The organism is Arthrobacter sp. Bi26 (assembly GCF_918697925.1).
Taxonomy (GTDB): domain Bacteria; phylum Actinomycetota; class Actinomycetes; order Actinomycetales; family Micrococcaceae; genus Arthrobacter.
Map to the genome: position 1 here is coordinate 1 of NZ_CAKKMF010000073.1, position 25,419 is coordinate 25,419.

At 68.7% G+C, this 25,419-nt stretch carries 20 protein-coding genes; 9 read left to right on the top strand and 11 right to left on the bottom strand.

Going from position 1 to position 25,419, the window contains the following annotated elements:
• Window positions 1–64: 64 nt before the first annotated feature.
• Together LQV16_RS17415 and LQV16_RS17420 are read left to right on the top strand one after the other, a co-directional pair.
• The gene (locus tag LQV16_RS17415) at window positions 65–1,801 is read left to right on the top strand and encodes a phospholipid carrier-dependent glycosyltransferase (RefSeq protein ID WP_229995155.1); all 1,737 of its coding nucleotides are present in this window, start codon (window positions 65–67) and stop codon (window positions 1,799–1,801) included.
• Window positions 1,802–1,861: 60 nt separating this feature from the next.
• Window positions 1,862–3,691: an AMP-dependent synthetase/ligase gene (locus LQV16_RS17420; RefSeq protein ID WP_229995156.1), complete on the top strand. Its 1,830-nt coding sequence runs from the start codon at window positions 1,862–1,864 to the stop codon at window positions 3,689–3,691.
• Between the two features lie 23 nt (window positions 3,692–3,714).
• On the opposite strand, the gene LQV16_RS17425 is transcribed toward LQV16_RS17420, so the two are convergent.
• The 5 genes from LQV16_RS17425 to LQV16_RS17445 all read right to left on the bottom strand — a co-directional run bounded on the left by LQV16_RS17425 (window position 3,715) and on the right by LQV16_RS17445 (window position 8,879).
• Entirely contained in the window at window positions 3,715–5,019 is a 1,305-nt protein-coding gene (locus LQV16_RS17425; protein WP_229995157.1) for a TIGR01906 family membrane protein, read from the bottom strand.
• Window positions 5,020–5,131: 112 nt separating this feature from the next.
• Window positions 5,132–6,358: an Ig-like domain-containing protein gene (locus tag LQV16_RS17430; protein ID WP_229995158.1), complete on the bottom strand. Its 1,227-nt coding sequence runs from the start codon at window positions 6,356–6,358 to the stop codon at window positions 5,132–5,134.
• Between the two features lie 157 nt (window positions 6,359–6,515).
• The gene (ahcY, locus tag LQV16_RS17435; RefSeq protein ID WP_229995159.1) at window positions 6,516–7,994 is read right to left on the bottom strand and encodes an adenosylhomocysteinase; all 1,479 of its coding nucleotides are present in this window, start codon (window positions 7,992–7,994) and stop codon (window positions 6,516–6,518) included.
• A 131-nt stretch (window positions 7,995–8,125) separates the two neighbouring features.
• Entirely contained in the window at window positions 8,126–8,404 is a 279-nt protein-coding gene (locus LQV16_RS17440) for a hypothetical protein (protein ID WP_229995160.1), read from the bottom strand.
• An 85-nt stretch (window positions 8,405–8,489) separates the two neighbouring features.
• Window positions 8,490–8,879 (bottom strand): DUF3499 domain-containing protein, encoded by a 390-nt coding sequence (locus LQV16_RS17445; RefSeq protein WP_091250737.1) that lies wholly within the window; start codon window positions 8,877–8,879, stop codon window positions 8,490–8,492.
• A gap of 133 nt (window positions 8,880–9,012) precedes the next feature.
• Here LQV16_RS17445 and LQV16_RS17450 point away from each other — a divergent pair, with 133 nt between their 5' ends.
• Window positions 9,013–9,564, top strand: coding sequence for a metallopeptidase family protein (locus LQV16_RS17450; protein WP_229995161.1), 552 nt, complete (start codon window positions 9,013–9,015; stop codon window positions 9,562–9,564).
• Here LQV16_RS17450 and LQV16_RS17455 read toward each other — a convergent pair.
• The 3 genes from LQV16_RS17455 to LQV16_RS17465 are packed head-to-tail and all read right to left on the bottom strand — an operon-like array spanning window position 9,561 to window position 15,212.
• The gene (locus tag LQV16_RS17455; RefSeq protein ID WP_229995162.1) at window positions 9,561–11,273 is read right to left on the bottom strand and encodes a DUF5719 family protein; all 1,713 of its coding nucleotides are present in this window, start codon (window positions 11,271–11,273) and stop codon (window positions 9,561–9,563) included. The two genes, LQV16_RS17450 and LQV16_RS17455, sit on opposite strands and share 4 nt — an antisense overlap.
• On the bottom strand, window positions 11,266–14,670 hold the full coding sequence (locus LQV16_RS17460; protein ID WP_356815809.1) for a glycosyltransferase family 2 protein: 3,405 nt from the start codon (window positions 14,668–14,670) through the stop codon (window positions 11,266–11,268). The genes LQV16_RS17455 and LQV16_RS17460 overlap by 8 nt, the downstream gene beginning before the upstream one ends.
• The gene (locus tag LQV16_RS17465; protein WP_229995170.1) at window positions 14,670–15,212 is read right to left on the bottom strand and encodes a WhiB family transcriptional regulator; all 543 of its coding nucleotides are present in this window, start codon (window positions 15,210–15,212) and stop codon (window positions 14,670–14,672) included. The genes LQV16_RS17460 and LQV16_RS17465 overlap by 1 nt, the downstream gene beginning before the upstream one ends.
• A 358-nt stretch (window positions 15,213–15,570) precedes the next feature.
• On the opposite strand from LQV16_RS17465, the gene LQV16_RS17470 reads away from it, so the two are divergent.
• Window positions 15,571–16,275: a TIGR03089 family protein gene (locus LQV16_RS17470; protein WP_229995164.1), complete on the top strand. Its 705-nt coding sequence runs from the start codon at window positions 15,571–15,573 to the stop codon at window positions 16,273–16,275.
• Between the two features lie 29 nt (window positions 16,276–16,304).
• Here the strand turns inward: LQV16_RS17470 and LQV16_RS17475 are convergent, their stop codons facing one another.
• Window positions 16,305–16,892, bottom strand: coding sequence for a GtrA family protein (locus LQV16_RS17475; RefSeq protein ID WP_229995165.1), 588 nt, complete (start codon window positions 16,890–16,892; stop codon window positions 16,305–16,307).
• 268 nt (window positions 16,893–17,160) lie between these two features.
• Between LQV16_RS17475 and LQV16_RS17480 the strand changes: the two genes are divergently transcribed.
• From LQV16_RS17480 to LQV16_RS17500, 5 genes are all read left to right on the top strand, one after another.
• The gene (locus LQV16_RS17480; RefSeq protein WP_229995171.1) at window positions 17,161–18,309 is read left to right on the top strand and encodes a 5-(carboxyamino)imidazole ribonucleotide synthase; all 1,149 of its coding nucleotides are present in this window, start codon (window positions 17,161–17,163) and stop codon (window positions 18,307–18,309) included.
• An 83-nt stretch (window positions 18,310–18,392) separates the two neighbouring features.
• Window positions 18,393–18,917, top strand: coding sequence for a 5-(carboxyamino)imidazole ribonucleotide mutase (purE, locus tag LQV16_RS17485; RefSeq protein ID WP_229995172.1), 525 nt, complete (start codon window positions 18,393–18,395; stop codon window positions 18,915–18,917).
• A gap of 10 nt (window positions 18,918–18,927) precedes the next feature.
• Window positions 18,928–20,574 carry an LCP family protein gene (locus tag LQV16_RS17490; protein WP_229995166.1) on the top strand — a complete coding sequence of 549 codons (1,647 nt, stop codon included), beginning with the start codon at window positions 18,928–18,930 and terminating at the stop codon, window positions 20,572–20,574.
• Window positions 20,575–20,738: 164 nt separating this feature from the next.
• The gene (manA, locus tag LQV16_RS17495) at window positions 20,739–22,028 is read left to right on the top strand and encodes a mannose-6-phosphate isomerase, class I (RefSeq protein ID WP_229995167.1); all 1,290 of its coding nucleotides are present in this window, start codon (window positions 20,739–20,741) and stop codon (window positions 22,026–22,028) included.
• Window positions 22,029–22,032: 4 nt separating this feature from the next.
• Window positions 22,033–23,004 (top strand): peptidoglycan bridge formation glycyltransferase FemA/FemB family protein, encoded by a 972-nt coding sequence (locus LQV16_RS17500; protein WP_229995168.1) that lies wholly within the window; start codon window positions 22,033–22,035, stop codon window positions 23,002–23,004.
• A 46-nt stretch (window positions 23,005–23,050) separates the two neighbouring features.
• Here the strand turns inward: LQV16_RS17500 and galE are convergent, their stop codons facing one another.
• A complete protein-coding gene (gene galE, locus LQV16_RS17505; RefSeq protein WP_229995169.1) occupies window positions 23,051–24,025 on the bottom strand; it encodes a UDP-glucose 4-epimerase GalE in 975 nt (324 codons plus the stop codon).
• A 140-nt stretch (window positions 24,026–24,165) separates the two neighbouring features.
• On the bottom strand, window positions 24,166–25,188 hold the full coding sequence (gene glpX, locus LQV16_RS17510) for a class II fructose-bisphosphatase (protein ID WP_175460428.1): 1,023 nt from the start codon (window positions 25,186–25,188) through the stop codon (window positions 24,166–24,168).
• Between the last annotated feature and the right edge of the window lie 231 nt (window positions 25,189–25,419).

The following is a 25,419-nucleotide window of genomic DNA, read 5'->3' on the forward strand; positions in this document are numbered from 1 at the left end:
GGACCAGCCTACTGCCGCCGGGGCGCGGCCCTGCGAGCACAGCCGCGAAAGGTAGCATGGCAACGTGATCCAGACCCCCACGCGGCCGCCCGAGGCTGGCCCCGCCGCATCGCCGACAACAGGTCCGAGCAGCGCCAGCGGCAGAACCGGCGGCCGCTTCCGCACCGGACGCAATCTGGAGGGACACCGCTGGATCGGCCGCCCCGCCGAGGCCAACACGGCCGAGGCCCTCCGGGAACGCCTGATCGGCAGCATCCAGAGCTGGCGGGACTACCCGGCGTCGCTTCGGCTCTGGTACTGGCTCATTCCAGTCCTCACGGCCGCGCTGGGCGGCGTCCTGCGGTTCGTCCGGCTAGACACGCCGCGAAACCTGGTCTTTGACGAAACGTACTACGTGAAAGACGGGTATTCATTCCTGGTCAGCGGGTACGAGCGCAGCTGGCCCGACCGGGCGAACGACTCCTTCATCGCCGGCAATCCCGGCGTGCTGCTGAACACGCCGGAGTACGTGGTCCACCCGCCGGTCGGCAAATGGATGATTGCCGCGGGCATGTGGCTGTTCGGGGCGGACAATCCCTTCGGCTGGCGGTTCGGTGCTGCCCTGACAGGGACGCTGTCCATCCTCCTGCTGGCCCTGATCACGCAAAAGCTCTTCCGCTCGCTGACCCTGGGCGCCGTTGCCGGCGTCCTGCTCGCCGTGGACGGCCACCACCTCGTCATGTCCCGGACCTCGCTGCTGGACATCTTCCTCATGTTCTGGATCCTCGCCGCGTTCGGCGCCCTGCTGATGGACCGCGACGACGCCCGGCGGCGGCTGGCAGCCCGGCTCGGCCGGCAGGCCGCAGCCTCCGCCACGGGGCGTCCCTCCGCGCTCCAGCTCACCTCCGGGCCCTGGCTCGGCATCCGGTGGTGGCGCCTCGCTGCGGGAGTGTGCCTGGGCCTGGCGGTCGGCACGAAATGGTCCGCCCTGTTCTTTCTGGCCGGGTTCGGCCTGCTGACCGTCTTCTGGGACCTTAGCGCGCGGCGCATCGCCGGCGTGCATGCCTGGATCAGCGGCGGCATCCTCAAGGACGGCGTCCCGGCCTTCCTGAGCATCGTTCCGGTGGCCGCCGTGGTCTACGGCGCCACCTGGACCGGCTGGTTCCGGTCCAAAGACGCCTACTTCAGGCACTGGGCCGAGACCAACCCCTCGGCCGAGTGGGGCTGGCTGCCGAACGCCGTACGGTCCCTGGCGCACTACCACCTTGAAGCCTACAAGTTCCATCAGGGCCTGAGTTCGGACCACCCGTACGAGGCCAGCGCCTGGAGCTGGCTGGTCATGGGCCGGCCCACGTCCTTCTTCTACGAATCCCCGGGGCAGGGCAGCCCGGGCTGCGATCTCAGCAACTGCACCACCGCCATCCTCTCCGTGGGCAACCCGCTGATCTGGTGGAGCGCGGCCGTGAGTCTGGGCGTCCTGCTGTTCTGGTGGGCCGGCCGCCGCGACTGGCGCGCCGGCGCGGTTCTGGCCGGAGTCGCCGCGGGCTATCTCCCCTGGTTCCTGTACCCGGAGCGGACCACCTTCTTCTTCTACGCGGTCTCCTTTGAACCGTTCCTGGTGCTGGCGCTGGTCTATTGCCTGGGGCTGGTGCTCGGCCAGCGCGGCGACCCCCTCTGGCGCCGGCGATCCGGGTTCTACCTGGTGGCGCTGTTCGTGGTGGCGGCCGTGCTGGTGTCCGCGTTCTTCTATCCGGTCTGGACCGCCGAGGTGATCCCGTACCAGGACTGGCGTATCCGGATGTGGATGCCGTCCTGGATCTAGGGCAGGATTGCAGGGGAAGTCCGCCGAACTCCGGGCGGACCAGGAAATGGAGACTCGGCTGTGAGAGAAGCAAGCACCGGACTGCTCGTGGAGCTGGATCCGGAGAGCAACGTGACGGACCTGCTCCTGGAGCAGCACGCGAAGGACCCCGTGCACGCCCTCTACTCCCGCAAGGGCCCCAGCGGCTGGACCGATGTCTCCGTCCAACAATTCCTGGGGCAGGTCACGGCCCTGGCCAAGGGCCTGATTGCCGGCGGACTGACACCTGGTGAAACCGTCGCCGTCATGTCCGCCACCCGGTATGAGTGGACGGTGGTGGACTTCGCCATCTGGTTCGCCGGCGGCGTCACCGTCCCGATCTACGAGACCTCCTCCGCGGCCCAGGTCGAATGGATCCTCCACGACTCGGGGGCCCTGCGGGTCTTCGTCGAGGACCCTGCCAAGGCGGTCCTCGTCCAGGGCGTCCTGGACGCCTCCGCCGTCCTCGGAGACCGGCTTGTCTCCGTAGTGCGGATGGAGAACGACGGCGCGGCACCGAACCTGGCGAGCCTGGCCGCGGCCGGCACCGGGGTGACCGACGCCGAGCTCGAACGCCACCGGACCGCTGCGTCCCTGGCGGACGTTGCGTCCCTGGTCTACACCTCCGGCACCACCGGCAAGCCCAAAGGCTGCGAGATCACCCACGCCAACTTTGCCCTGGTCGCGAAGAACGTCGCCCTCTTCCTGCCCGAGATCCTCCTGCAGCCGCGTTCGCGGACGCTGATGTTCCTGCCCCTGGCGCACGTTTTAGCCCGGGCGGTGCAGGTCATCTGCCTGAGTTCCGGCTCCACCCTCGGACACACCGCAAGCGCCAAGGAGCTCCTGGAAGACCTGGCCAGCTTCAAGCCCACTTTCCTGCTGGCTGTCCCCCGGATCTTCGAAAAGGTCTACGCCGGAGCCGCGCAGAAGGCTGCCGCCGCGGGCAAGGGCCGCATCTTCACGGCTGCAGCGGCGGCAGCGATCGACTACTCCAAGGCCCTGGACGCCGCCTCCCGCGGCAACGGCACCGGACCCGGACTCTTCCTGCGTGCCCGGCACGCAGTCTTCGACCGGCTGCTGTACCCCCGGCTCCGGCAGGGATTCGGCGGCCAGCTGCGGTACACGGTCTCCGGTGCCAGCGCGCTGAGCTCCAACGATGCCCACTTCTTCCGCGGCGCTGGCATCCCCGTCCTGGAAGGCTACGGCCTGACGGAAACCACGGCGCCATGCACGGCCAACACCCCGGCAAGGACCAAGGTGGGCACAGTCGGCATCCCGGTGCCGGGAACCACGGTCCGGGTGGCCGACGACGGTGAGATCCTGGTCAAGGGCATCGGCGTCTTCAAGGGCTACCACGCCAACGAGGCCGCCAACGCGGAGGCGTTCGTCGACGGTTTCTTCCGGACCGGCGATCTCGGCTCCCTCGACGAGGACGGCTTCCTGACCATCACGGGCCGGAAGAAGGACCTGCTGGTCACGGCCGGCGGCAAGAATGTCGCCCCGGGCCCGCTCGAGGAAAAGATCCGGGAGCACCAGCTGGTCGGACAGGCCGTGGTGGTTGGCGACGGCCGGCCGTTCGTCTCGGCACTGGTCAACCTGGACCCGGAAGGACTGCACAACTGGTGCACGGCGCGGAAGGTGCCCGTCATGGCCCCGGGCGAAGCCGCCGCCGACGAGAGCGTCCGGGCCTCAATCCAGGGCGCCATCGATGAGGCGAACCTCCTGGTCTCCAAGGCCGAGTCCATCCGCAGCTTCGTCATCCTGGACGCCGACTTCACCGTGGAGTCAGGGCACCTGACCCCCTCACTCAAGCTCAAGCGGGCCGCCGTCGTGCGGGACTACGCGGAGCACATCAACCGCATCTACGGCTGAACCCCAAGGGGCAACTGGCCCTCTTAGACGGTGTGCCGGGTGCGCGCAGCGCCCTCTGCCTCGTTGCCGGTGCCACCGGGCGTGCCGTCTGCCGCGGGCGCAGCCTCGGCGGTGGCGTCAGTGCCGGCGTCAGCGTCTGCGTCCGTGACTTTGGACGTGCCGGCCTTCTTGCCAAGGCCGCGGCGCCGGCGCGTGGGCCAGGTCAGGATCAGGGTGAGAAGGGAAGCAAGCAGGACGAGGGCTCCGATGACGATCCCGGCGTCCATCCAGAACTGGCCCGGGAACAGCCGGATCAGGGTGTCCTGGAGCGTAAAGGTCCAGGTCCCGTTGGCGAAGAAAATCCGGTGGAAATCGGTGAAGAACTGCTCCCAGCCGAGCACGGCGAGGGTTCCGAGGCCGATGATGACCGCGAGGGTGACGATCGAGCCGGCGAACAGGCCGCGGCGGACTCCCCCGTTGTGTTTCCGCAACAGGTAGATCACGGCAACCAGACCCAGCAGGATCAGCAGCGTGCCGGCACCGAACGTGGACAAGATGACGGCCTTGACGTCGGCCATGTGGCTGACTTCGCCGTCCTTGAACAGCCGCTCGCCGCTTAGGTCCACAAGATCGCCGAGGTAGCGCGGGCCTGACCAGTTGCTCAGGTAGTCCACCGCGTAGGAGCCGTAGGTCATGCGGTCATCCGTGCTGAAGCCGTAGCCGTCGCCGGGGAAGCCTGGCCGGTTGTACTCCACCCAGAGGAACATGGGGCTGGTCACGGCGCGGACGGCGAGCACCAGCAGGATGAGGGGGTAGAACACGGCGAGCAGCACCTGCATCACCCGGGGCAGGACAGGCTTGGCCTTGGCGGCCTGCTCGCGTTCGGCATTCCGGCGTTCGGCATTGCGGCGTTCGGCGTCCTCCTGGGCAGGATCCTGCAGGGCCGTGGTCTGCAGGGCCGTGGTCTGCAGGGCAGTGGTCTGCAGCGGCTCGTCGGAGGCGGAGTCCTGGCGTGCTCCGGCTGATGCACCGGACGTCCCGGCCTCCGTCTGGAGGACGGCGGCCTCGGCCGCCTTGCGGTCGGCGCGGCTCCCTGGCTGGCTGGTTGCGGACGCCGCCGCCGCGGCGGCCGCAGCAGCTGCGCCGTCGTGCTTCGTGGCAGCGGGCTTGCCGGCAGAGCCTGCGGCGGAGGTGGCAGCGGGCTTGCCGGCAGGGGCGGCTGCGGAGCCTGCGGTGGGCTTGGCGGCGGAGGCCGGCTTCATCCAGTCGAACGCCGGCTCGTCGGTGTCGTCCGTGGGATCCAGGTGCGGATCCGGCCGGTCGGGTGGGGTGGGACTCTTGTCAGTCACGTGGAGCTTCGCTTCCGTAGGCTTCTGTGCTGCCCGGCCTGCGCCCGGCTGCGCAATTTATCTGGCTCCGAGCCTACCGTCAGAGGATCAGGCTCGGCGAGGTGCCACCCCGTCAGTTGGCGTATTGGGCCCAAGGGATGTTCCAGTCCCCGTAGCCGTCATCGAAGTTGGCGTACTCCCCCTCGGTGTTCACCACTTGGACGACGTCGCCGGTGGTCATGTTGTCAAAGACCCACTTCGCCCCGTCCGGGCCCAGGCCGATGCAGCCGTGGGAGAGGTTCGCCTTGCCGATGTAGGGCATTGCGGAATCCGTGGCCTGGTGGATGAACTCCCCGCTGGGCGTCAGGCGCGTGGCGTAGTTGACGTCAAGCTGGCCGTAGTAGGCCGGATCCCCCGGTTTGAGCCCGATCGTGGAGGCGTCCATGTGCTCCACCCGGTGCTTCTCCATGAACACGAGATAGCCCCGGGCAGACGGGAACCGCTTGTCCCCCATGGTCGCCGGCCACTTCCCGACCGGCTGGTCGTTGATGCTCACCGAGAAGGTATGGGCCTTGGCGTCGGCCACTGCCACTTTCTTGTCCCCGACGCGAATGGTCACCGTCTTGTTGAAGTTGCCCACCTGCCCGTTGCCCAACTCGACGCCGAACAGCTGCATGTCCATCGTGATGGTGCTGTTCGCTGCCCAGAAGGCCTCCGGCCGGTACCTGACGGTGTTCTTGCTGAACCAGCGGAAATCTCCCTTCTGGCCGGAAGTGGAGGTGATCTTGATGGCCTTTTCGACGGCGTCCCGGTTCAGGACCGGCTCGCTGAAGGTGATCTGCAGGGGCTGGGCCACGCCCACCTTCATCCCGTCCAGGGGGTAGATCGCGGCGTCGGCCTCGTTGGCCGTAGAGACGGTGGTGAAGGTCCGCGTGCTGTTGGTGTTGCGTCCGGCGTCATCCACCACGGAGTAATTGAAGTTGTACCGAGTGTTGAACGTCAGGTCGCCGGAGGAAGTCCAGGCGGCCCCGTCCGCGCTCAGGGTGCCGTCAACGGTGTCGCCGGCGTCGGTCGTGAGGGCCACCCGGTCAATGCGCCCGTTGGTGACCTTGAGGGATACCGGCGCTGCGGGGTTTACCTGCTTGGCGCCGTCGGCCGGTGCGACGGCAAGTTCCGCGGGGGCCACCACCGGGACGGCGAGTCCCGGCGTCGTCCGGGCCGGGGATCCCGCCTCGGAGAAAATCGCCGGCTGGGCGATCCCCGGAGCCGCCGCTGCGAAGGCCCCGCCGCCGGCTGCCAGGGCGCAGACCACGCCCACCAAGGCGATCTTGCGGCCAGTACTCCAGTTTTTCAGGGCCATCACAGGACCCGGGCGTTTCCACACGTCATCTTGCCAGCATAAGCGAGTTACCTTGGAACCCCGGACCGTTTCGACCACGATCCGGTTACAAAAGTGCCCCCAAAACGGTCACAACAAGGGGCCCCGGACCTGAGTCCGGGGCCCCTTGGGAGGCTTCCTAGTAGCGGTAGTGACCAGGCTTGTACGGCCCGGCCACGTCGACGTCCAGGTACTCGGCCTGTTCCTTGGACAGCTCGGTCAGCTCCACGTCGAGGGCACCCAGGTGCAGGCGGGCGACCTTCTCGTCCAGGATCTTCGGCAGGACGTATACCTGCTTCTCGTATTCACGTTCGCCCTCGGGCTGGCCGGCCTTCGTGAACAGTTCAATCTGGGCGATCGTCTGGTTGGCGAAGGAGTTGCTCATGACGAAGGAGGGGTGTCCGGTGGCGTTGCCGAGGTTCAGCAGCCGGCCCTCGGACAGGACGATGATGGAGCGCTGGGCGTCTGTGTCGGCTTCGAAGACCCACTCGTGCACCTGCGGCTTGATCTCGACCTTCTTGATGCCGGGGACCCGCGCCAGTCCGGCCATGTCGATCTCGTTGTCGAAGTGGCCGATGTTGCCCACGATCGCCTTGTCACGCATCCCGGCCATGTGCTTGGCCATGATGACGTCCTTGTTGCCGGTGGTGGTGATAAAGATGTGGCCTTCGCTGAGGACGGATTCCAGCTTGGCGACCTGGTAGCCGTCCATGGCCGCCTGGAGGGCGCAGATCGGATCGATTTCCGTGACGATCACGCGCGACCCCTGGCCGCGGAAGGCCTCCGCAGCGCCCTTGCCGACGTCGCCGTAGCCGCAGACGACGGCGACCTTGCCGCCCATGAGGACGTCGGTGGCGCGGTTGATTCCATCCGGCAGGGAGTGGCGGATGCCGTACTTGTTGTCGAACTTGCTCTTGGTGACGGAGTCGTTGACATTGATGGCCGGGAAGAGCAGCTTGCCCTGCTCCGCCAGCTGGTACAGGCGGTGCACACCGGTGGTGGTCTCCTCGGTGACGCCGAGCAGGACGGAGCCGATGCGGGTCCACTTCTGCGGGTCGGCCGCGAGCGAGGCGCGCAGCACGTCGAGGAAGACCCGGCCTTCTTCGGACTCGTCCTCGGTGGCGGCGGGGACAGCACCGGCGGCCTCGAAGTCGACCCCCTTGTGCACCAGCATGGTGGCGTCGCCGCCGTCGTCCAGGATCATGTTCGGACCCAGCTCAGGGTTGGCGTCGGCGCCCGGCCAGGTGAGGATCTGCTGGGCCGTCCACCAGTATTCCTCCAGCGTCTCGCCCTTCCAGGCGAAGACGGGGACGCCCTGCGGGTCCTCGACGGTGCCGGTGCCGACCACAACTGCGGCGGCGGCTTCATCCTGGGTGGAGAAGATGTTGCAGGAGGCCCAGCGGACCTCTGCGCCGAGCGCGGTAAGGGTCTCGATCAGCACCGCGGTCTGGACCGTCATGTGCAGGGATCCGGCGATCCGGGCGCCCTTGAGCGGCTGGCTGGCGCCGAACTCCTCGCGCAGGGACATGAGTCCGGGCATCTCGTGCTCGGCGAGGCGGATCTGATGGCGGCCCGCCTCGGCCAGGGAAATGTCCGCAATCTTGTAATCGAAAGTCATGTGAATCCTTTGTTGTGGCCGGTGGCGTTGCGTGTCTGGAGCTGGTTGTAACCAGGTGGTTCTGGGTCTAGGCAGTCATTCGTTGCCGGGTGCGTTCCTGATGGGTGGCCGGGAGATGATTTGGGCGCCCGTTATTCCGCGGCGTGGCGCGGGGCTGTGCTGTGCTGGCCGCCGTCGGGCTGGCCGGCGCCGGGCTGGCCGGCGTCGTGCTGATCAGAGGCGGCCGCCGCGGCAGCGGGCAGGAGCTCCGGCGGCAGCAGCAGCGGGATGCCGTCCTCGATCGTGTACCGCAGCTTGTTCCCGGCTTCATCCGCCGTGGCGGTGACGAGCTCGTCGCCTTCCTGCACCAGGCCGGACCCGGTGACGGGGCATCGCAGGACAGACAACAGTTCGGGACTGAGCTTGGGCATGGTGAACGCTCCCTGATGGGCGCCGCGAAAGGGCGCCGGTGGCTGACGGCTTTTTGCAGTTTCCACCCTACCGCCAGTTGGCGCCTTAGGAAGGTTCGCGCAGGACGCGCAGATGCCCGCGCCTGGTGCCCTCGGCCGGTGCCGGTGCTTCCAGCGCCGGGTGCAGCGTGCGCTGCCCCTTTGCCGGTTCCGCCGCGGCCGGACGGGAGGCGGCCTCGCGGACCGCGTTGGCGAGGGCCAGGAGGTCGTCGGGACCGGGACCGGCCGGGGTTGCCGGCATCGCCAGCCGCATGACTTCCCAGCCGCGCGGAACGGTCAGCGAGTCGGCGTGCTGTTCGCACAAGTCGTAGCAGTGCGGTTCGGCGTACGTCGCGAGCGGGCCCAGGACGGCTGTGGAGTCGGCGTACACGTACGTCAAAGTGGCCACCGCAGAATTGCGGCAGGCAGACCTTGAACAAAGACGAATTGCACCCACGACATCACAGACTACTCCCCCTCGGGCCGGGGGCTGCGCATTGAAACGACCGTGGTCGTGCCGCGGCGGTGCGGCGGCGGATCGCCGCATGGCCTGTATCGCGTAAATCATTCCGCGGGTTTAGAGTCAAGATATGCAGTCATCGCACCACGATTCGGGTTTTACGGTCCGGTTGGCTGACCCCGACGCCGGACGTACAGGCGCCGGCTCCGGCCCCACCGGCGCGCCTGTGGCCGGATCGCCCACCGCTGTCCGGGGAAAAAACTTCCGGCAGCGCCGCAGGAACCGGCACGGCCGGGGTCTTCGTGGCGAGCTCATGCTCCCCACGCTGCCCGGCTACCGGACCCGCTCCGACCGCTTCGATGACTTCGTCCTGGACTCGGCGCAGCGGCTGCACGATATCTGGGGCAAACCCCTCGACGGTGTCCGCTTCGCCGTCGACGAGATCCCTCCCGGCCTGGAGCAGCTCGTGGCGGACCGCACGCCCGCGCCGATGGGCGCCTTCACGGCCGCGACGGCCGAGGACGGACCGGTCATCACGCTGTACCGCCGGGTGGTGGAGCAGGCGTGCGGAACCCGGGACGAGCTCCAGGACCTGGTCCACGACGTCGTCGTGGAATACACGGCTGAGATGCTCGGCGTACCCCCGGAGTCCCTCGACCCGGTCTATCGCCGCCGGTACTAGTACCCCAGCGTGACAGGGACCTGTTGTTGTCCTGCCGCTTCCGGCGCCAGGGCCACCGCGGAAATGTCCTGCCGGCCATCCCGCCCCAGGACCAGCGCCCCGTAGGCTGGGTCCCCGGCGGCGGACACCACATAGCCCACGAGCGGCGAGCCGCCCACGTCCGTGGGGACCTTGATGGACACGGTGGTTCCGCCGGCAATGTCGGCGGTACCGGCGGTCCGGATTTTGCCGTCGGCCGTGATGGGTGTGTAGGTCACTGTCGCCCGGCCTTCGGGTGCACCGAAAACGAGCTGCCGGTCCCCGGTGCGGGGAACCGGAACGATGTGCTGGCTGCCCAGCCGGGCCGAGGCGGCGGAAAACGCAATGTCCGCGGCGTCCCCGGACTGCAGTCCCCGCGTGAGCCGGGCAGTGGCCGCGAACGAGACATCGGAACTTGCCGCGACGGTGTAGGTCCCGGCCGGGACCCCGGCCAGGGAAACTTCCGTGACTGCGCCGGCCTTCGCCGTGACCACGCCGCCGCCGGGCAGCGCCTTCTGGCCGTCGCGTCCATACAACTTGATCTCAACCACGGCATCGGCCGCCCCGGGCACGGTGATTTCCAGGGCCGGTCCCGCATCGGCGAAGCCGGGCTTTGCCGTGAGCGCGGCCAACGCCGCCGGATCCTGGATCTCGAGACCGGCGGCCACCTGGCTGACGGACGGGGCGGTGCCGGGGGTGATGAAGTCGACGCCGCCGGGCGTGAGGCCGCGGAGCACGCTTTGCTGGATGACGGCAGCCACCGGGCCGCCCGTGCTGCGGACCCGCACGCCGAGCCGTTCCTGTCCCGGCGCAAGCCCGGCCAGGACTATGGAGCGGGTGCTGCCAGGCGCCACGAGCAGGCCGCGGCTTCCGGGCGCCGGGATCAAGCCCTCGGAGCCAAAGAGGTCCAGGCTCACCGTCGCCGGTGTGCTGGAGGCATTGGTGAGGTTCAGGACTGCCGACCGGCCGAGGGCCGTGTTGGCGCCGACCAGCCAGAGATCGTTGCCGGGTTGTTGGCAGGCGGCGGCCGCGGAGCCTTGGAGGTCCCCGTCCTCTGCCGTGTAGCTCAGGACGGCGCCGGCTGCTGCCTGGCGGTTGTCCTGGGCATCGGCGCTGAGGACGCTGATGTTGTCCACCTCTCGCTGGGGCACGACGCCGGCGATCAGCACGGGCGTGCGGGCCGCAGCCGCGGAGGCGGTGGGCGCAGCCGCGGCGCCCTTGGCGATTTCGGCGAGGGGGGCACCCTTGAGCGGCGCCAGCCGGCTCCCGGGAATGACGCCCGCGCTTGAGCCGAGCACAGCGGCGCTGACGGAGGTCTTCGCGGTGCCGGATTCCGGACTGAACTGGGGGTCGGTGCCCACGGGGGTGCCCTCAAGCAGCCGGGCCGGGCCCGGGCAGACTCCGACGCTGCTGCCGGCCGGCACCGAGGCCACAGGGGCCTCGAGATGCCGGCTGGCGGGACTCTGGGGGGTCAGCGACGCCGCCGACACGAGGCCTCCGCCCGCGGCAACGAGGGCGACCGCGGAGAGGATACCGCCGATCATGCCGGCCCGCGGCACGCCCCTCTTCCGCAGCGCCGCACCGGCGCCGGACTCGCCAGCGGCCGGGGTTTCCGTCATGGAAGATGCGTCCGTCGGGGTTTCCGGCGCCGGACCGGCGTCGTTTTTGTTTTTGTTGTCGCCCTTAGACATGCTGATGTTCCTTACGCAGGGAGGCTTCGTCCCTGGACAGGCCGGCGTTGGACCGGCGGGCAGGCATGGGCACGGCCAGGAGGACGGTCAGCCCGATCATCACGGCCTGCGCAATTCCGATCAGGACGGCCCAGGGTGCTTCATAACGGATGCTCAACTGGCCGCCTTGGGCGGGCAGCGTGAATGCCTGGGCCCATCCCGACGTCGTTGAGGTCAGGCGGCGGCCGTCCAGCCAGGCGCTCCAGCCCGGATCGGCCCGGTCGGCAAGAACCACCAGGCGGCCCTCGGGGCCGGCCGGGATGGTGCCGGCGGCCGAGACTTCCTCCGCAGGCAGCAGGCCGACGGTCGTGCCGGTGCCGTCCACCACGCGGACCCGGTGTGCGACGTCGGAGGCCTTGCTACCGGGCCGGTCCAGGGGGCTGACCCGCCAGAGCCAGCCTGTACCGGTCTGGCCGACGGCGACAAGACCGGGGACGGCGTCCATGCGGCTGGCCGTCAGCTCGGACGCTGAATCGGCAACCCGGAGCACGACAAATCCGACGCCGAGCCGCTCGAGGTCTTCCCGCGGATCCACGCCTTCGCCGGCCACAATGGTGGCCACGACGTTCCGGAGCGAACCGGCGACGGCGTCGTCGTCGCGGACCGTCTCTTGGCCTGGCGCCCCCATGATGCCGCGGGCCGCGGCGATCGTGGACAGGGCGTCCAGAGTGGTGCCGGCGCCGCGCATAAGTGTTGCGTCGAAGCTTCCGTCCTCGTTGCTGGCAATCAGGAGCGTCCTGGACTGTTCCGGGCCCTCGCCGCGGTCAACCGCCGTGGCCGGCAGGGTGCGGGCCTGGGCCGGCTGGACGAGCCTCGGGGTCCCGAGACCGGAGGGTTCCCCGGCGGCTGGCTGTGCCAGTGACAGGGCCGGTGCCGTGGGCTGCAGCAGGTTTTGCGCGCTCCACAGGGTGAACCCGGCCAGGGGTGCGGCCAGCAGCAGCGTCAGGGCTGCCGCGGCCGTGCCGCGGATCAGGACCTTCCGTGCCAGCCCGGTCCCGGCGGTCCGGTCGGCGGCGTCCAGGAGTCCTTCTGCTGCGATAAGGGCGGACCCCAGGAGGGCGAAGGCGGCCGCCGATACGGCGGGGCCGGGGAACGGCGTGACCAGGACATCGGCGCTGGCGCCGGAGGCGACATGCCCGGCGAGCCAGCCGCCGGCCAGCATCAGGACTGCGACGGCCCACAGGCAGCGTGCCGTCCAGGTGCGGCCTGCCAGCACCATCCGGCGCGGCAGGAACAGCGCGGCGAGGGCCAGCAGCAGCACCGGCAGCCCGAACAGCAGGGCCAGCAGCAGTGCCCATGGCAGCCCGGTGGAGCCCGCGGCGGACGCGCCGAAGGCGCTGAGTCCGGTGAGTCCGGCGCCGGCGTCGAAGCTCAGCGGCTGGCCCAAGGCCTGCTGCCACAACGGGGCGGCGTCGAAACCGAGCGGCAGGCCCGGGTCGGCCAGGAGCGCCCGCGGCCGGTCCAGGACCGAAAAGGCGAACGGCAGGAACAGCGCCAGGCTGGGCAGGAGCGCCCACCACACCGTGCGGCCGCGGCGGCCCAGAAGCACGCCGCACAGGGCAACGACGCTCAGGCAGGGCACCAGCAGCGACGGCGCAGCGGCGGTGACCACGGCCATGGCGAGGCCCGCAGCGGCCGCGGCCGTCCAGGAGGGCGTGCCGTTGATGCCGGGGCGGGCGGCGGGCATGGGCGCGAGCCGGCCTTGGCCGGGCGCCGGGACGGCATGGACGCCGCGGCCTGCCGCCGTCCCGGTCGCCCGGAGCAGCGCCAGGACGAGCACCGGGATCATGACGTGCGCAATCAAGGCGCCCAGCCGGCCCTGGTTGAGGGAAACCTGGAGCGCCGGTGCCGCGGCCCAGACCAGGGCGGCCGCCAGGCGCAGTCTCCTGCGCGCCGTCAGGGCGCCGGCGGCGAACCAGGCGCCCAACGCGGACAGCGGCATGGCAAGGATCAACAGCCAGCCGACGGCGCCGTTGGCGTCGCCGGCGCCGAGCACTCCCAGCACCCACAGGAGGTAGCCGAAGGGGTCGCCGTGGCCCGGAAGGCCCGCTCCGAGGCTGATCCACCAGGTGGAGGCATGGTTCCAGATTTCGGAGAGGCGCAGTGAAACAGGGATCAGCGCGCCGCCGGAAACTGCCGGGGCCCGGAACAGGCTGAGCAGTCCAGTCAGGGAAACCGCCAGGGTCAGGAGTGTGGCCAGCACGGCACCGTTGCCCACCCAACCGCGGTCCGGGGTGGCGATGGCGGCGAAGTCGTCGGCGTCCCCGGTAGGCTGCTCTGCCAGCGGATCGGTGCCCGTGGGTCCGTCGCCGTAGTCGTCGGCGCCAAGCGCCTCGATCAGGGAGCGCCGGTGCGCCCAGACCTCCCGGCGCGGGGTCTGCAGCCCTTTCATGACGGAGCGCCGGACCCGGCGGGTGCGCGCGGCGTTGCGCCGTCCGCGGATCACCGCGGCCGGGCGGCCCAGCGCGGCAAAGGTTGCCAGCAGCTGGGAGAACCCGTGCCCAGGGTCCTTGACTGCAATGCTCAGGACAAGTTTGAAGAGGCTCCCCAGAAGCGCGCCGGCGGCGTGCAGCGGGACTTTCCAGCCGGCCGCGTGTTTGAGCCGCAGATGGACCTGTGCCTTGCGTGCGGCGGTCGCGGTGCCCAGGGCGTGGGGACGGTGCGAAACATGGAACATCCTCGCGCTCGGGACCACCACCACGCGGTGCCCGGCGAGGCGGTTGCGCCAGCAGAAGTCGACGTCGTCGCCACTTCCGGGCAGTGCAGGATCGAAGCCCCGGAGCTCCTCCCAGACGTCGCGGCGGACCAGCATGCCGGCGGAATTGACGGCAAAGGTATCGCTGCGGCCGTCGTACTGGCCCTGGTCGAGCTCGTCGGCGTCGATCAGCGTCAGCCGCTCGGCCCAGCGGCTGGTGGAGAGGCCGACGTCGATCAGCCGCCGCTCGGCATGCCAGTCCAACTGCTTGCAGCCTGCCACCGTGACCGACGGCGCGCGCTCGACCGCGTGGAGGAGTTCGGCGAGGGCCTCAGGTGCCGGTGCGGCGTCGTCGTGCAGCAACCAGATCCACTCGGCGCCCGGCGCGCCGCCGGGTCCGTCCGCAGGCCACGGTGAGAGGTCCTTGAGCCCGGCCATGACGGCTCCGCCCATGCCGGACCTGGGCTGATCGAAGACGGTGACGTTGGCCTTGCCCAATTCCTGTTCGAGGAGGGCAGCGGAGTGGTCGCGGGAGCCGGTGTCGACACCGATCACGGCGTCGACGGGCCGCGTCTGGGCCGCCAGCGCCGCAAGGGTCCTGGGGAGAAAATCACCGCCGTCGTGGGAGACCACGACGGCGGTGACTCGTACTTCCTGAAGAATTAGACTGCTCGCTTCCTAAGCCGGCGCCGCTCGCGCTCGGAGAGGCCTCCCCAGATCCCGAAACGCTCGTCGTTGGACAAGGCGTATTCGAGGCACTGTGAACGCACGTTGCAGGCGCCGCAGACTTTCTTGGCGTCGCGGGTGGAGCCGCCCTTTTCAGGGAAGAAGGCTTCGGGATCCGTCTGGGCGCACAGGGCATCGGTCTGCCAGCCGAGCTCGCCCTCGTCGTCGAAATCCTGCCGGGACGGCAGTCCGATCCAGACGGGCTGCGCGGGGGAACCGGAACCGGGCGAATAGAGCTCCATCGGCGGGTCGAGGGGATCGGTGTCCTGATCCGGGCCGGCAAGGAGTTCGTCGTGCGCTGCGAGGAAGGCCGTGGCGGCCCCCTGCCGGGAATCCTGGGTGTGTTCGTTATAGCGGTCAACCGCGTCCGGATCGGCCGGATCTACGTACCAGTCACTCGGCACGCCGCGTGACCGGTATTTCGCCGTGGCCTGGCCGGCAACTACGGCATCTTCATGGATACGCTCTGCTAGCCCCATGGCGTCCCCCTCCTGATTTGCAGCCACTGCACGACCCCCTTTGGCACTCGGTTGAGTGCCGGTTTATGCGCAGCGGCTTAGATAACTAATTACACGCGTGTAAGTATCCGGGAGTCAAGCCACGGCGGAGATAATAATCAACTTGATACACAAAGTGCAGGCACGCCACGCCCGGAATTTTTTCGCCTCTTCCGCAAGAACCCGCGGAATAATCAGGGTACTGAGCACTTCTGCGGGTTTTCATTGAGTTTTCGGGAAATTTTTCCCGCCCCCGTGCGAAGGTCGCCGGACGCGGCCATCCCCGACGTGACGGACGTCACGGCGCCTGGGGTCGGATGGGCCGTGGCAAGATGAGGACATGAGCATTCCGGCAATCGAACTGATGACAGCGCTGCGATCGGGCCAGTCCACAGCGCCCCGGCTGACCTGGTACGGGCCCGATTCGGAGCGCGTTGAACTCTCCGGCCGCGTGCTGGACAACTGGGTGGCGAAGACTTCCAACCTGTTGCAGGACGAACTCGACGCCGAACCCGGCATGCGGCTGCGACTGGACCTGCCGGCGCACTGGAAGTCAGTGATCCTCGCCCTGGCGGCCTGGCAGCTCGGCATGGAAGTGGTCTTCGACGACGCGGAGGCGGAGCTGCTGGCCACCGCGGACCCGGGCCCGCGCGCTGCAGCGGGCGGGTTCGACGCCGTCCTGGCGGTGTCCTTGCCGGCGCTGGCGATGCGCTGGACGGGCGAGTTGCCCACCGGCGTCCTCGATTACGCCGCCGAGGTGCGCTCCCACGGCGACATCTTCATGCCCCATGTGGATCCGGAAGCAGAGCGCCTCGCGGTCCGCACCTCGGACGGCACAGTCCACGCGCACGCTGCACTCCTGGACGATTTTGCCGCGGCCCGTGACACGGGCCTGCGGCTGCTCGTTCCGGCGGCCGACGGCCTCGAGACGGTTCTTGCGCAGTCACTGGGAACCTGGAAGGCCGACGGTTCCGTGGTCCTGGTGCACCCCGAGGTCGAGGTGACGGGCAAGCTGCGGGCCGCCGAGCGCATCAGCGGGAACTGAACCTCAGCCACTGTTCCTCAGGCTTTCCCTCAGGCAGGCGGGCCGGGCAGCTCCGGATCCTTGACGGCTTCCCGGACGGCCGTCCTGGAAACGCTGGCACCGGGCTGCGTCTCCTGCGGCGCGTGCGGGTGCCGTTCGATGATCTCGTGGTCGTGCGAGAACTCCGGCTCTTCGTCGAGTTCCTGGTTGAACACGAGGAAGCGGTAGGCAAAGAACCGGACCACGGTCGCGACAAGGATGCCGACCACGCCGGCCAGGAAGAGCATGTTCTTGTCGGTGACACCCATGCCGTACTTCGCGATGGCGGTGAGGCCGGTGGAGATGCCGATGCCGATCCCGTTGATGATGACGAACATCACGAACTCGCGCAGCACGTTGGCCTGCCGGCGGTGCCGGAACGTCCAGAAACGGTTCGCAATCCACGAGAACACGGTGGCCACGCTGGCCCCGAAGAAGCGGGCCTTGGCCTCGCTGTCGGTCATGGGACCGTGCATCAGGTAATACGTCAGTCCGTTGTCAATGACGAACGCGATGCCGCCGACGGCGCCGAACTTGGCCACTTCGCGCCAGAACAGCGAGACCAGCCCGCGCATGCGCTCGTTAAGTGTAGTAATCATGACCCTCCGTGGCCTTTTGGAACTGTCGGCCATTGGGCCAAACGCCCATTTTACCGCCGTTTCCCGGGAGTCCGCCCTCAGTGGCCGTTCAGAAGGCGACCTGCGGACCCGACGCCGGGCGGCGCCGTAGCGGGCACGGAAGGCTCCCTTCGGCACCCTTCCCGCGCTTGCCAATCCCCAAAAGCCGGGTTCCCGTGAGGTTTTCGGTAGGCTGGGACTTGTGACTTTTCCTGTAATCGGTGTTGTTGGCGGCGGCCAGCTTGCCCGAATGATGGCCCCCGCCGCGACCGCCCTGGGCTTTGAACTCCGTGTTCTCGCCGAAGGCGAGGACGTCTCTGCCGTCTCTGCCGTGGCTAACGCCCCGGTTGGCGACTACACGGACCTGGAGCATCTGCTCGAGTTCTCCCGCGGCCTGGATGTTCTGACCTTCGACCACGAACACGTCCCCACGGCGCACTTGCGGTCCCTGATCGGCGCCGGCGTGAACGTCCATCCCGGCCCGGATGCCCTGGTCAACGCCCAGGACAAGCTCGTGATGCGGGCCGCGATCGACCGGCTCGAGCTGCCCAACCCCATGTGGGCCAGCGTCGCCGATGTCGCGGACCTCGTCGCCTTCGGCGAGCAGACCGGCTGGCCGGTGGTGTTGAAGATGCCCCGCGGCGGTTACGACGGCAAGGGCGTGCGCATCGTGTCCTCGGCCGAGGACGCAGCCGGCTCCGCCGACTGGTTCGAGGCCATGTCCCCCCTCCTGGCCGAAGCCAAGGTGGACTTCAGCCGCGAGCTCTCGGCCATGGTCGCAAGGACGCCGGACGGTGAAACCCGGGCCTGGCCGGTAGTGCACACCATCCAGGTCGACGGGGTGTGCGATGAAGTGATTGCCCCGGCCCTGGACATCCCCCTCGATGTTGCCGCGGCCGCTGAGAACGCCGCGGTCCGGATCGCCAGCGAGCTCGGCGTGACCGGTGTCATGGCCGTCGAACTCTTCGAGACGCCGGGCGTGGGCGCGGGCTTCCTGATCAACGAACTCGCCATGCGCCCGCACAACACCGGGCACTGGACCCAGGACGGCTCGGTGACAAGCCAGTTCGAGCAGCACCTGCGGGCCATCCTGAACCTGCCGCTGGGCGCCACAGACCTGCTCGGGCCCGTCGTGGTGATGAAGAACTTCCTCGGCGGCGCCAACCAGGACCTCTTTTCCGCCTACCCCGCGGCCCTCGCGAGCGAGCCGGCCGCGAAGGTGCACTGCTACGGCAAGGCCGTCCGGCCCGGCCGGAAGATCGGCCACGTCAACCTGGTCGGGACCTCAGCCGCCGACGTCGACTCCGTGCGGCAGCGGGCAACCACCGTGGCCGACATCATCCGAAACGGCCGGGCACATGCCGGCACAACGCCGGCAACCTCCGAGGAGACCGCATGAGCGCCGCACCCAGCCCCGAAGCCAACACCGCAGGAACCCCACTGGCCGGCACCCGCGCGGACACCCCGATCGTGGGCCTCGTCATGGGCTCGGATTCGGACTGGCCGGTCATGGAAGCCGCCGCCGAAGCCCTCGCAGAGTTCGGGATCCCGTTCGAGGCCGACGTCGTCTCGGCCCACCGGATGCCCACGGAGATGATCCGCTACGGCCAGAGCGCCCACGAGCGCGGCCTTCGCCTCATCATCGCCGGTGCCGGCGGGGCAGCGCATCTTCCCGGCATGCTCGCCTCAGTCACCCCGCTGCCCGTGATCGGCGTCCCCGTACCCTTGAAGACCCTGGACGGCATGGATTCCCTGTTGTCGATCGTGCAGATGCCGGCCGGTGTTCCGGTCGCCACCGTCTCGATCGGCGGGGCTCGCAACGCCGGACTCCTGGCTGTGCGCATTCTGGCCTCGGGCACGGACGAACTCGCCGTCCAGCTCCGGGCGGACCTTCTGGACTTCGCCCAGGAACTGAACGACGTCGCAACCCGGAAGGGCGCGAGCCTGCGGCACAAGGTCAGCGAAGTGTTCGCCGACGGCAACGTCGCCATGCGGGGCAGCCGTTAGGATTCCCGGCATGAGCAACAGCTACGCCCCCACGCACCGCACTGAGAGCCCTGGGCAGTCCGGGCGGGTGCTGCGCGACCCGGTCCGGCACCCCTCAGGAGCCCCGGCCCCGGTGCTGACCAAACGGGCGTTCGTCCTGATCCTCATGACGCTCCTGGTCCCCGGCAGCGCCCAGATCGTCGCGGGCAAGCGCCGGCTCGGGCGGGCTGCGCTGCGCGTGACCTTCACGGTCTGGGCGCTGGCCTTGATTGCCGTGCTGCTCCTGCTCGTGTCCCGCTCCACGCTGATCAATATCCTCGCCGGCCAGGTGCCCTCGCTCTTGCTGGTGCTCGGCCTCGGGCTGCTGGCCATCGGCTGGGGCGCCTTGTTCCTGAACACCTTGCGGCTGATCCGGCCCGGGCTGCTCGCCCCCAAGATCCGCCCCGCGGTGGTGCTGGCGCTGGTGCTGGCCATGATCCTCAGCAGCGGGTCCCTGGGCTATGCGGCCTACCTGCTCAACGTCAGCCGCGACGCCATCGGCAGCATCTTCTCCGGTTCCGGTCCCACCCTTGAACCTTCCGAGGGCCGCTACAACTTCCTGATGATGGGCGGCGACGCCGGAGCGGACCGCACGGGCCGCCGGCCGGACAGCCTCTCAGTGATCAGCGTCGATGCCAAGACCGGCAACACGGCGATCATCTCGGTGCCCCGCAACCTCCAGAACGCCCAGTTCAGCGTGGACTCCCCGATGCGCCAGGTGTATCCGGAGGGCTACAACTGCGGCGACGAGTGCCTGATCAACGCGATCAACACCGAGGTCACCAACGAACATCAGGACCTCTATCCCGGGGTGGCTGACCCCGGTGCGCAGGCCACTCTCGAAGCGGTGTCCGGAACGCTGGGCATCAAGGTCCAGGCCTACGTGCTGGTGGACATGGACGGTTTTTCCAAGCTGATCGACGCCATGGGCGGCATCCGGATCAAGGCCGGCGGCTGGGTCCCCATCAGCGGACCGATGGTGGATGAGGCCAACGGCATCCACGGCATGCCGGACGGCTGGATTCCGGCAGGCGACCAAACGCTCGACGGCTTCCACGCCCTCTGGTACGGCCGTTCCCGGGAATTCGTGGACGACTACGCCCGCATCCAGCGCCAGCAGTGCGTGCAGCAGGCGATGCTGAAGCAGCTCGACCCCGCAAAGCTGCTGGCCAAGTTTGAGGATATCGCCAAGGCTGGCACCAAGGTGGTCGAATCGAACGTCTCCTCCGGCCAGCTCGGCAGCTTCGTGGACCTGGCCATTAGGGCCAAGGGCCAGGATGTCAGCCGCCTGACCATCGGTCCGCCCGACTTCGACGCTGCTTTCTCCACGTCCCCGGACTTCGACATCATCCACGAGCGGGTGGACAAACTGCTGGCCAGCCCGTCGGCCGGCGCAGCTGATAACACCGTCGTTGACGATACCGTCCTGCAGCCCGGAACGGCGGCGGGGCCGCTCTCTGCCGCCGGTGCCGCGCCGGCCACCGAGCCCCCGCCCTCGCCGTCGGACTTCACGCCGGTGACCACCACGCCGGACGGCGAGCCGATCACCGAAGAGATGCTCAACCAGTTCAAGCGCAATGGCGACGAACAGTCCATCCGCGACCTCGTCGCCACCAACGGCCAGTGCGCGCCGCTCTAACACCGGCCCGCACGCCGGGCACCGCCCGCTGCCCGCGGCGCGGGTGCCCGGGTCAGAGTGACCGCAGCAGTTTGAGCACAGCACAGTGACCACAGAACATTGAGCACAGCACAGTGACCACATTCATTGACGAGACATTTCATTGACGAGACAGGGACCAGGCCATGTACGAACTTGAGAACGTCCTCCGGCCCTATGCCTGGGGCTCCCCGACAGCCATCGCCCAACTGCTGGGCAGGCCCGCTTCCGGCGGTCCCGAAGCGGAACTCTGGGTCGGCGCCCATCCGGACTCCCCCTCCGTCGCGCTGACGCCGGCGGCCGGTGGTGCCGGACGGCACGCGCCCGAAACGCACGACGACGGGCGGCTCGCGCTGGACACCCTGATCGCCGAGGACCCGGAACACAGCCTGGGAAGCGCGAGCGTGGCCGCATTCGGTCCGCGCCTGCCGTTCCTGCTCAAAGTCCTCGCGGCCGAGGCGCCGCTGTCCCTGCAGGTGCACCCGACGCTCGCCCAGGCCCGGGAGGGCTTCGCACGTGAGGAGGCGGCCGGCGTCGACCCTGCCGCCCCGGAACGCAACTACAAGGACGCCTTCCACAAACCCGAAATGATCTTCGCGCTGACACCGTTCGAGGCGCTCTGCGGTTTCCGGCCGGCCGCGGAATCTCGCGCGGTCTTCCTGCACGTGGCGGCGTGCTTCGATCTCGCCGGGCTGGAACTGCCGCCGCTTGTTCCGATGCTGCTCGCAGACCTGGCGCAGCCGGACGAGCCCGCGGCCCTCCGCTCGGCCTTCGAGCGGCTCATCGCCGGCGGCGAAGACGTCTCGCAGGCCACGGCGATGATCGTGGCCGCCCTCGTCTCCGGTGCGCCCATGGGATCGCACGTGGCGGAGCTGACCACGGTGGTTAACCTCAACCATGACTACCCCGGAGACCCGGGCGTCCTGATTTCGCTGCTGCTGAACCGGATCTCGCTGGCGCCGGGTGAGGCTGTCTACCTGCCGGCCGGAAACGTCCATGCCTACCTGCGCGGCCTCGGGATCGAGGTCATGGCGTCCTCGGACAACGTGCTCCGCGGCGGGCTCACGCCGAAATTCGTGGACGTGCCGGAACTGCTCCGAACGGTCGCGTTCGAAGCCGTCGCCGTGCCCATGCTGCCCGCCGAGACCACAATGCTGGGCCAGGAACTCTACCGCCCGCCGTTCCGGGAATTCCAGCTGCAGCGCATTGAACTGGCGCCCGGAGCGGAGCCCGTCCCGCTGGCGCAGTCCGGTGCCGCCGTCGTCATTGTCACCGCCGGCTCCGTCCGCCTCGACTCCCCGAAGGGTGAGCTGCGGCTGGAACGGGGCGCCAGCGCCTTCTTGCCCGCCGCCGAGGCCCCGGTCAACGTCCACGCCGTCTCCGGCGCCACCGGCCCCGCCCTGGCATTTGCCGTCACCACCGCATTGGAAGCCTGACACCATGGATTATTTCCTGCAAAGCCCGCAGTGGGCACAGTTCCAGCGCGCGCTGGGGCGCACGGTCCACGAACAGTCCGGCTCCGGGTGGCGCTTCCTCGCGGTTGAGGAATCCAATCCGGCCGGCAAACTGCTGTACTCCCCCTATGGCCCGGTGGCCGAGTCGCTGGCGGCGTTCGATGCCGCACTGGCGGCCCTGACGGACCTCGCCCGGGCCAGCGGGGCCGTGTTTGTCCGGATTGAGCCGGTCACCGCAGGCTTCACTGCCGCCGAAGCCGACGCCGTCCTCCGCAGCCGCGGCCTGCAGCCGGCCCCGGTCAGCCAGCAGCCCGAGCTCAGCTGGATTGTGGACCTCGACCGGGATTTCAAGGACGTCCTGGCGGATATGAAGCCCGCGAACCGGAACCTGTTCCGCAACATCCACAAGAAGGGCGTGACATTCCGCTCCAGCCAGGATCCGGCAGAGATCGCCGTTCTCCTGGAGTTCTTGCACATGACGGCCGCCCGCAACGGGTTCAAGCCGCAAAGTGACGAGTACCTGACCCAGGTGGCCCGCTCGCTGATGCCGGCCGGTGCCGCGACGCTGTTCATCGCAGAGCTCGACGGCCACCCCATTGCTGCAGCCCTGGCCTACGACTCGGCCGACACCCGGACCTACGCCCATGCCGCCCTTGATGACACCCACCGCAAGCTCAGCGCGGGCATCCCCCTGCTCGTCACCCTGATCGAGGACGCCCAGGCGAAGGGCCTCAAGCACGTGGACCTCTGGGGCGTGGCGCCCGCGGATGAGCCCGAGCACAAATGGGCCGGGTTCACGGCGTTCAAGAAGTCGTTCGGCGGCCGCGGGATCGCGTATCCCGGAACATGGGACCTGCCGGTCCGGAAGGTGCGCTACGGCAGCTACCAGCTGGCCCGCAAGGGCGCCCAGCTCGCAAAGAGGCTGCGCGCCCGGTCCCGGGCCCTGGCAAACCGCTAAGGACGCTGCCGGTACAGCGTCCCGGTGGCGGCGTTGGCCGGCGGCGCTAGCTGGCGGCAGTAATCGCGTGCCGCTGGGCGTCGTACGCGCTGGCCACCATCTGCTCCACGGAGTGCCGCATCTTCCAGTCGAGATCGCGGGCAGCCAGCGTGCCGTCGGCCACGATCCGGTCCGGATCCCCCGCCCGGCGCGGGCCGATTTCCGGTTCGAAGTCGATTCCCGTGACGTGCGCCATCGCCGTCATGATCTGGCGTACGGACAGTCCGTCCCCGGATCCGAGGTTGTACACACGCTCCAGCGACTTGCCCGCCGCGAGGGCCTGGGCGGCGGCCACATGCGAGGTGGCGAGATCGGCCACGTGCACGTAGTCGCGCACGCAGGTTCCGTCCGGCGTGTTGTAGTCGATGCCGTTGATGCGCGGCGTCTGGCCCGCGGTGAGAGCCCGCAGCACGATCGGGAAAAGGTTGTGGGGGCTGGTGTCGTAGAGCTCGGGCGAGCCGGAGCCGACCACGTTGAAGTACCGCAGCGAGGTGTGGTTCAGGCCCCGCGCCCTGCCCTGGTCCCGGATCAGCCATTCGCCGATGAGTTTGCTCTCGCCGTAGGGCGATTCCGGGTTGGTGGGCGTGTCCTCAGTGACGACGTCGCCGGTGGGCGTGCCATAGGTGGCCGCGGAAGAGGAGAAGACCAGTTTGTCCACGCCGGTGAGTTCCATGGCCTTGAGCAGCTGCGCGGTGCCTGTGACGTTCTGTTCGTACGTCAGCAGCGGCTCCTGGACCGAAACCCCGGCGTACTTGAAACCGGCGAGGTGGATCACGCCGGTCACCGCATGGTGCCGCAGCGTGTGGGCCACGAGGTCGGCGTCGAGGATGCTGCCGTGGATAAACGGCACGTCGGCCGGCACAAACTCGCGGTGCCCGCTGGAGAGGGAATCAATCACCACCGGCTGGATCCGGGCCCCGCGCAAGGCGGAAACCACATGAGAACCGATATATCCTGCACCGCCAGTTACGAGCCACGTCATGGCTCCACCCTATCTAATCCGGTGCCTCTGGCGCCGCACCGCGGCATCAGAACCGCGATTAAGACGGCGAATCCCGGGTCGCGGAGGCGGCCCGGGATTCGCTGTATTCAGTGGTGCAGTTCAGTGCTGCCGTTCAGGTGCTAGCTCTTGCGGGCGTAGCCTTCCCACTTGCTGGCCTGGTGCTCGCCGTCGACAAAGCGGATGGTGCCGGACTTGGAGCGCATCACGATGGACTGGGTAAGGACCTTGTCCTTGGAGTAGCGGACGCCCTTGAGGAGGTCGCCGTCGGTGATGCCGGTGGCCGCGAAGTAGCAGTTGTCGCTGGAGACGAGGTCGTTGGTCGAGAGCACGCGCTCGAGATCGTGCCCGGCGTCGATCGCCTTCTGCTTCTCGTCGTCGCTCGTGGGCCACAGGCGGCCCTGGATGACGCCGCCGAGGGACTTGATGGCGCAGGCCGCGACGATGCCTTCCGGGGTTCCGCCGATGCCCATGAGGGCGTCGACGCCGGTGCCGGCACGCGCAGCGGCGATGGCCCCCGCGACGTCGCCGTCCATGATGAACTTCGTGCGGGCGCCGGCTTCGCGGATTTCCTCCACGAGGGGGCGGTGCCGGTCGCGGTCCAGGATCATGACGTTGAGCTGGTTGACCTTGACGCCCTTGGCCTTGGCGATCAGGTGCAGGTTCTGCTTGACCGGCAGGCGCAGGTCAACCATGTCGGCCGCTTCCGGGCCGGTGACGAGCTTTTCCATGTAGAACACGGCGGAGGGGTCGAACATGGAGCCGCGTTCGGCCACGGCCAGGACCGCCAGTGCATTGTTGATGCCGAGGGCGGTCAGCCGGGTTCCGTCGATGGGGTCGACGGCGACGTCGCACTCGGGACCGGTGCCGTCACCGACGTGCTCGCCGTTGAACAGCATCGGGGCTTCGTCCTTCTCGCCCTCACCGATGACCACGACGCCGTTGAAGTGCACGGTCTGCAGGAAGGAGCGCATGGCGTCCACGGCGGCGCCGTCGGCCTTGTTCTTGTCGCCGAAGCCCACCCAGTGACCACCGGCGATCGCCGCGGCCTCGGTGACGCGGACGAGTTCGAGTGCGAGGTTGCGGTCAGGCTCGTCGATCCCGACGGCAAGCGAGGGGGAAAGCGTGGAGTACTTCTGGGACATGGGCGCTGGTGTCACGTGAACCTCTTCTTCGAGTGGCGGTCGTTGAACCCGTACGGCCAGGATCGATCCGTCGCGGTGATTCGTCTGATACTGATCATAGTCGGGGCGGGCGCGCAAGGTCATGGGATGACAGGCGCGTGACGCACTTCACCTCCGGGCGGCCGCTGCGCCGCGAATGTGAGATCGGCCCGGACATGCGCGACTATAGAGGGGTGAGCGAATTGCAGGACA

Bases quoted from the DNA above. Each gene is read 5' to 3' on its own strand.
- LQV16_RS17500 (WP_229995168.1), top strand. From the start codon at position 22,033: ATGGATTATTTCCTGCAAAGCCCGCAGTGGGCACAGTTCCAGCGCGCG.
- ahcY (WP_229995159.1), bottom strand. From the start codon at position 7,994: ATGACTTTCGATTACAAGATTGCGGACATTTCCCTGGCCGAGGCGGGC.
- LQV16_RS17475 (WP_229995165.1), bottom strand. From the start codon at position 16,892: ATGATTACTACACTTAACGAGCGCATGCGCGGGCTGGTCTCGCTGTTC.
- LQV16_RS17430 (WP_229995158.1), bottom strand. From the start codon at position 6,358: ATGGCCCTGAAAAACTGGAGTACTGGCCGCAAGATCGCCTTGGTGGGC.
- LQV16_RS17470 (WP_229995164.1), top strand. From the start codon at position 15,571: ATGAGCATTCCGGCAATCGAACTGATGACAGCGCTGCGATCGGGCCAG.
- purE (WP_229995172.1), top strand. From the start codon at position 18,393: ATGGGCTCGGATTCGGACTGGCCGGTCATGGAAGCCGCCGCCGAAGCC.
- manA (WP_229995167.1), top strand. From the start codon at position 20,739: ATGTACGAACTTGAGAACGTCCTCCGGCCCTATGCCTGGGGCTCCCCG.
- galE (WP_229995169.1), bottom strand. From the start codon at position 24,025: ATGACGTGGCTCGTAACTGGCGGTGCAGGATATATCGGTTCTCATGTG.
- LQV16_RS17440 (WP_229995160.1), bottom strand. From the start codon at position 8,404: ATGCCCAAGCTCAGTCCCGAACTGTTGTCTGTCCTGCGATGCCCCGTC.
- LQV16_RS17455 (WP_229995162.1), bottom strand. From the start codon at position 11,273: ATGTCTAAGGGCGACAACAAAAACAAAAACGACGCCGGTCCGGCGCCG.
- LQV16_RS17465 (WP_229995170.1), bottom strand. From the start codon at position 15,212: ATGGGGCTAGCAGAGCGTATCCATGAAGATGCCGTAGTTGCCGGCCAG.
- LQV16_RS17450 (WP_229995161.1), top strand. From the start codon at position 9,013: ATGCAGTCATCGCACCACGATTCGGGTTTTACGGTCCGGTTGGCTGAC.
- LQV16_RS17480 (WP_229995171.1), top strand. From the start codon at position 17,161: ATGATGGCCCCCGCCGCGACCGCCCTGGGCTTTGAACTCCGTGTTCTC.
- glpX (WP_175460428.1), bottom strand. From the start codon at position 25,188: ATGTCCCAGAAGTACTCCACGCTTTCCCCCTCGCTTGCCGTCGGGATC.
- LQV16_RS17490 (WP_229995166.1), top strand. From the start codon at position 18,928: ATGAGCAACAGCTACGCCCCCACGCACCGCACTGAGAGCCCTGGGCAG.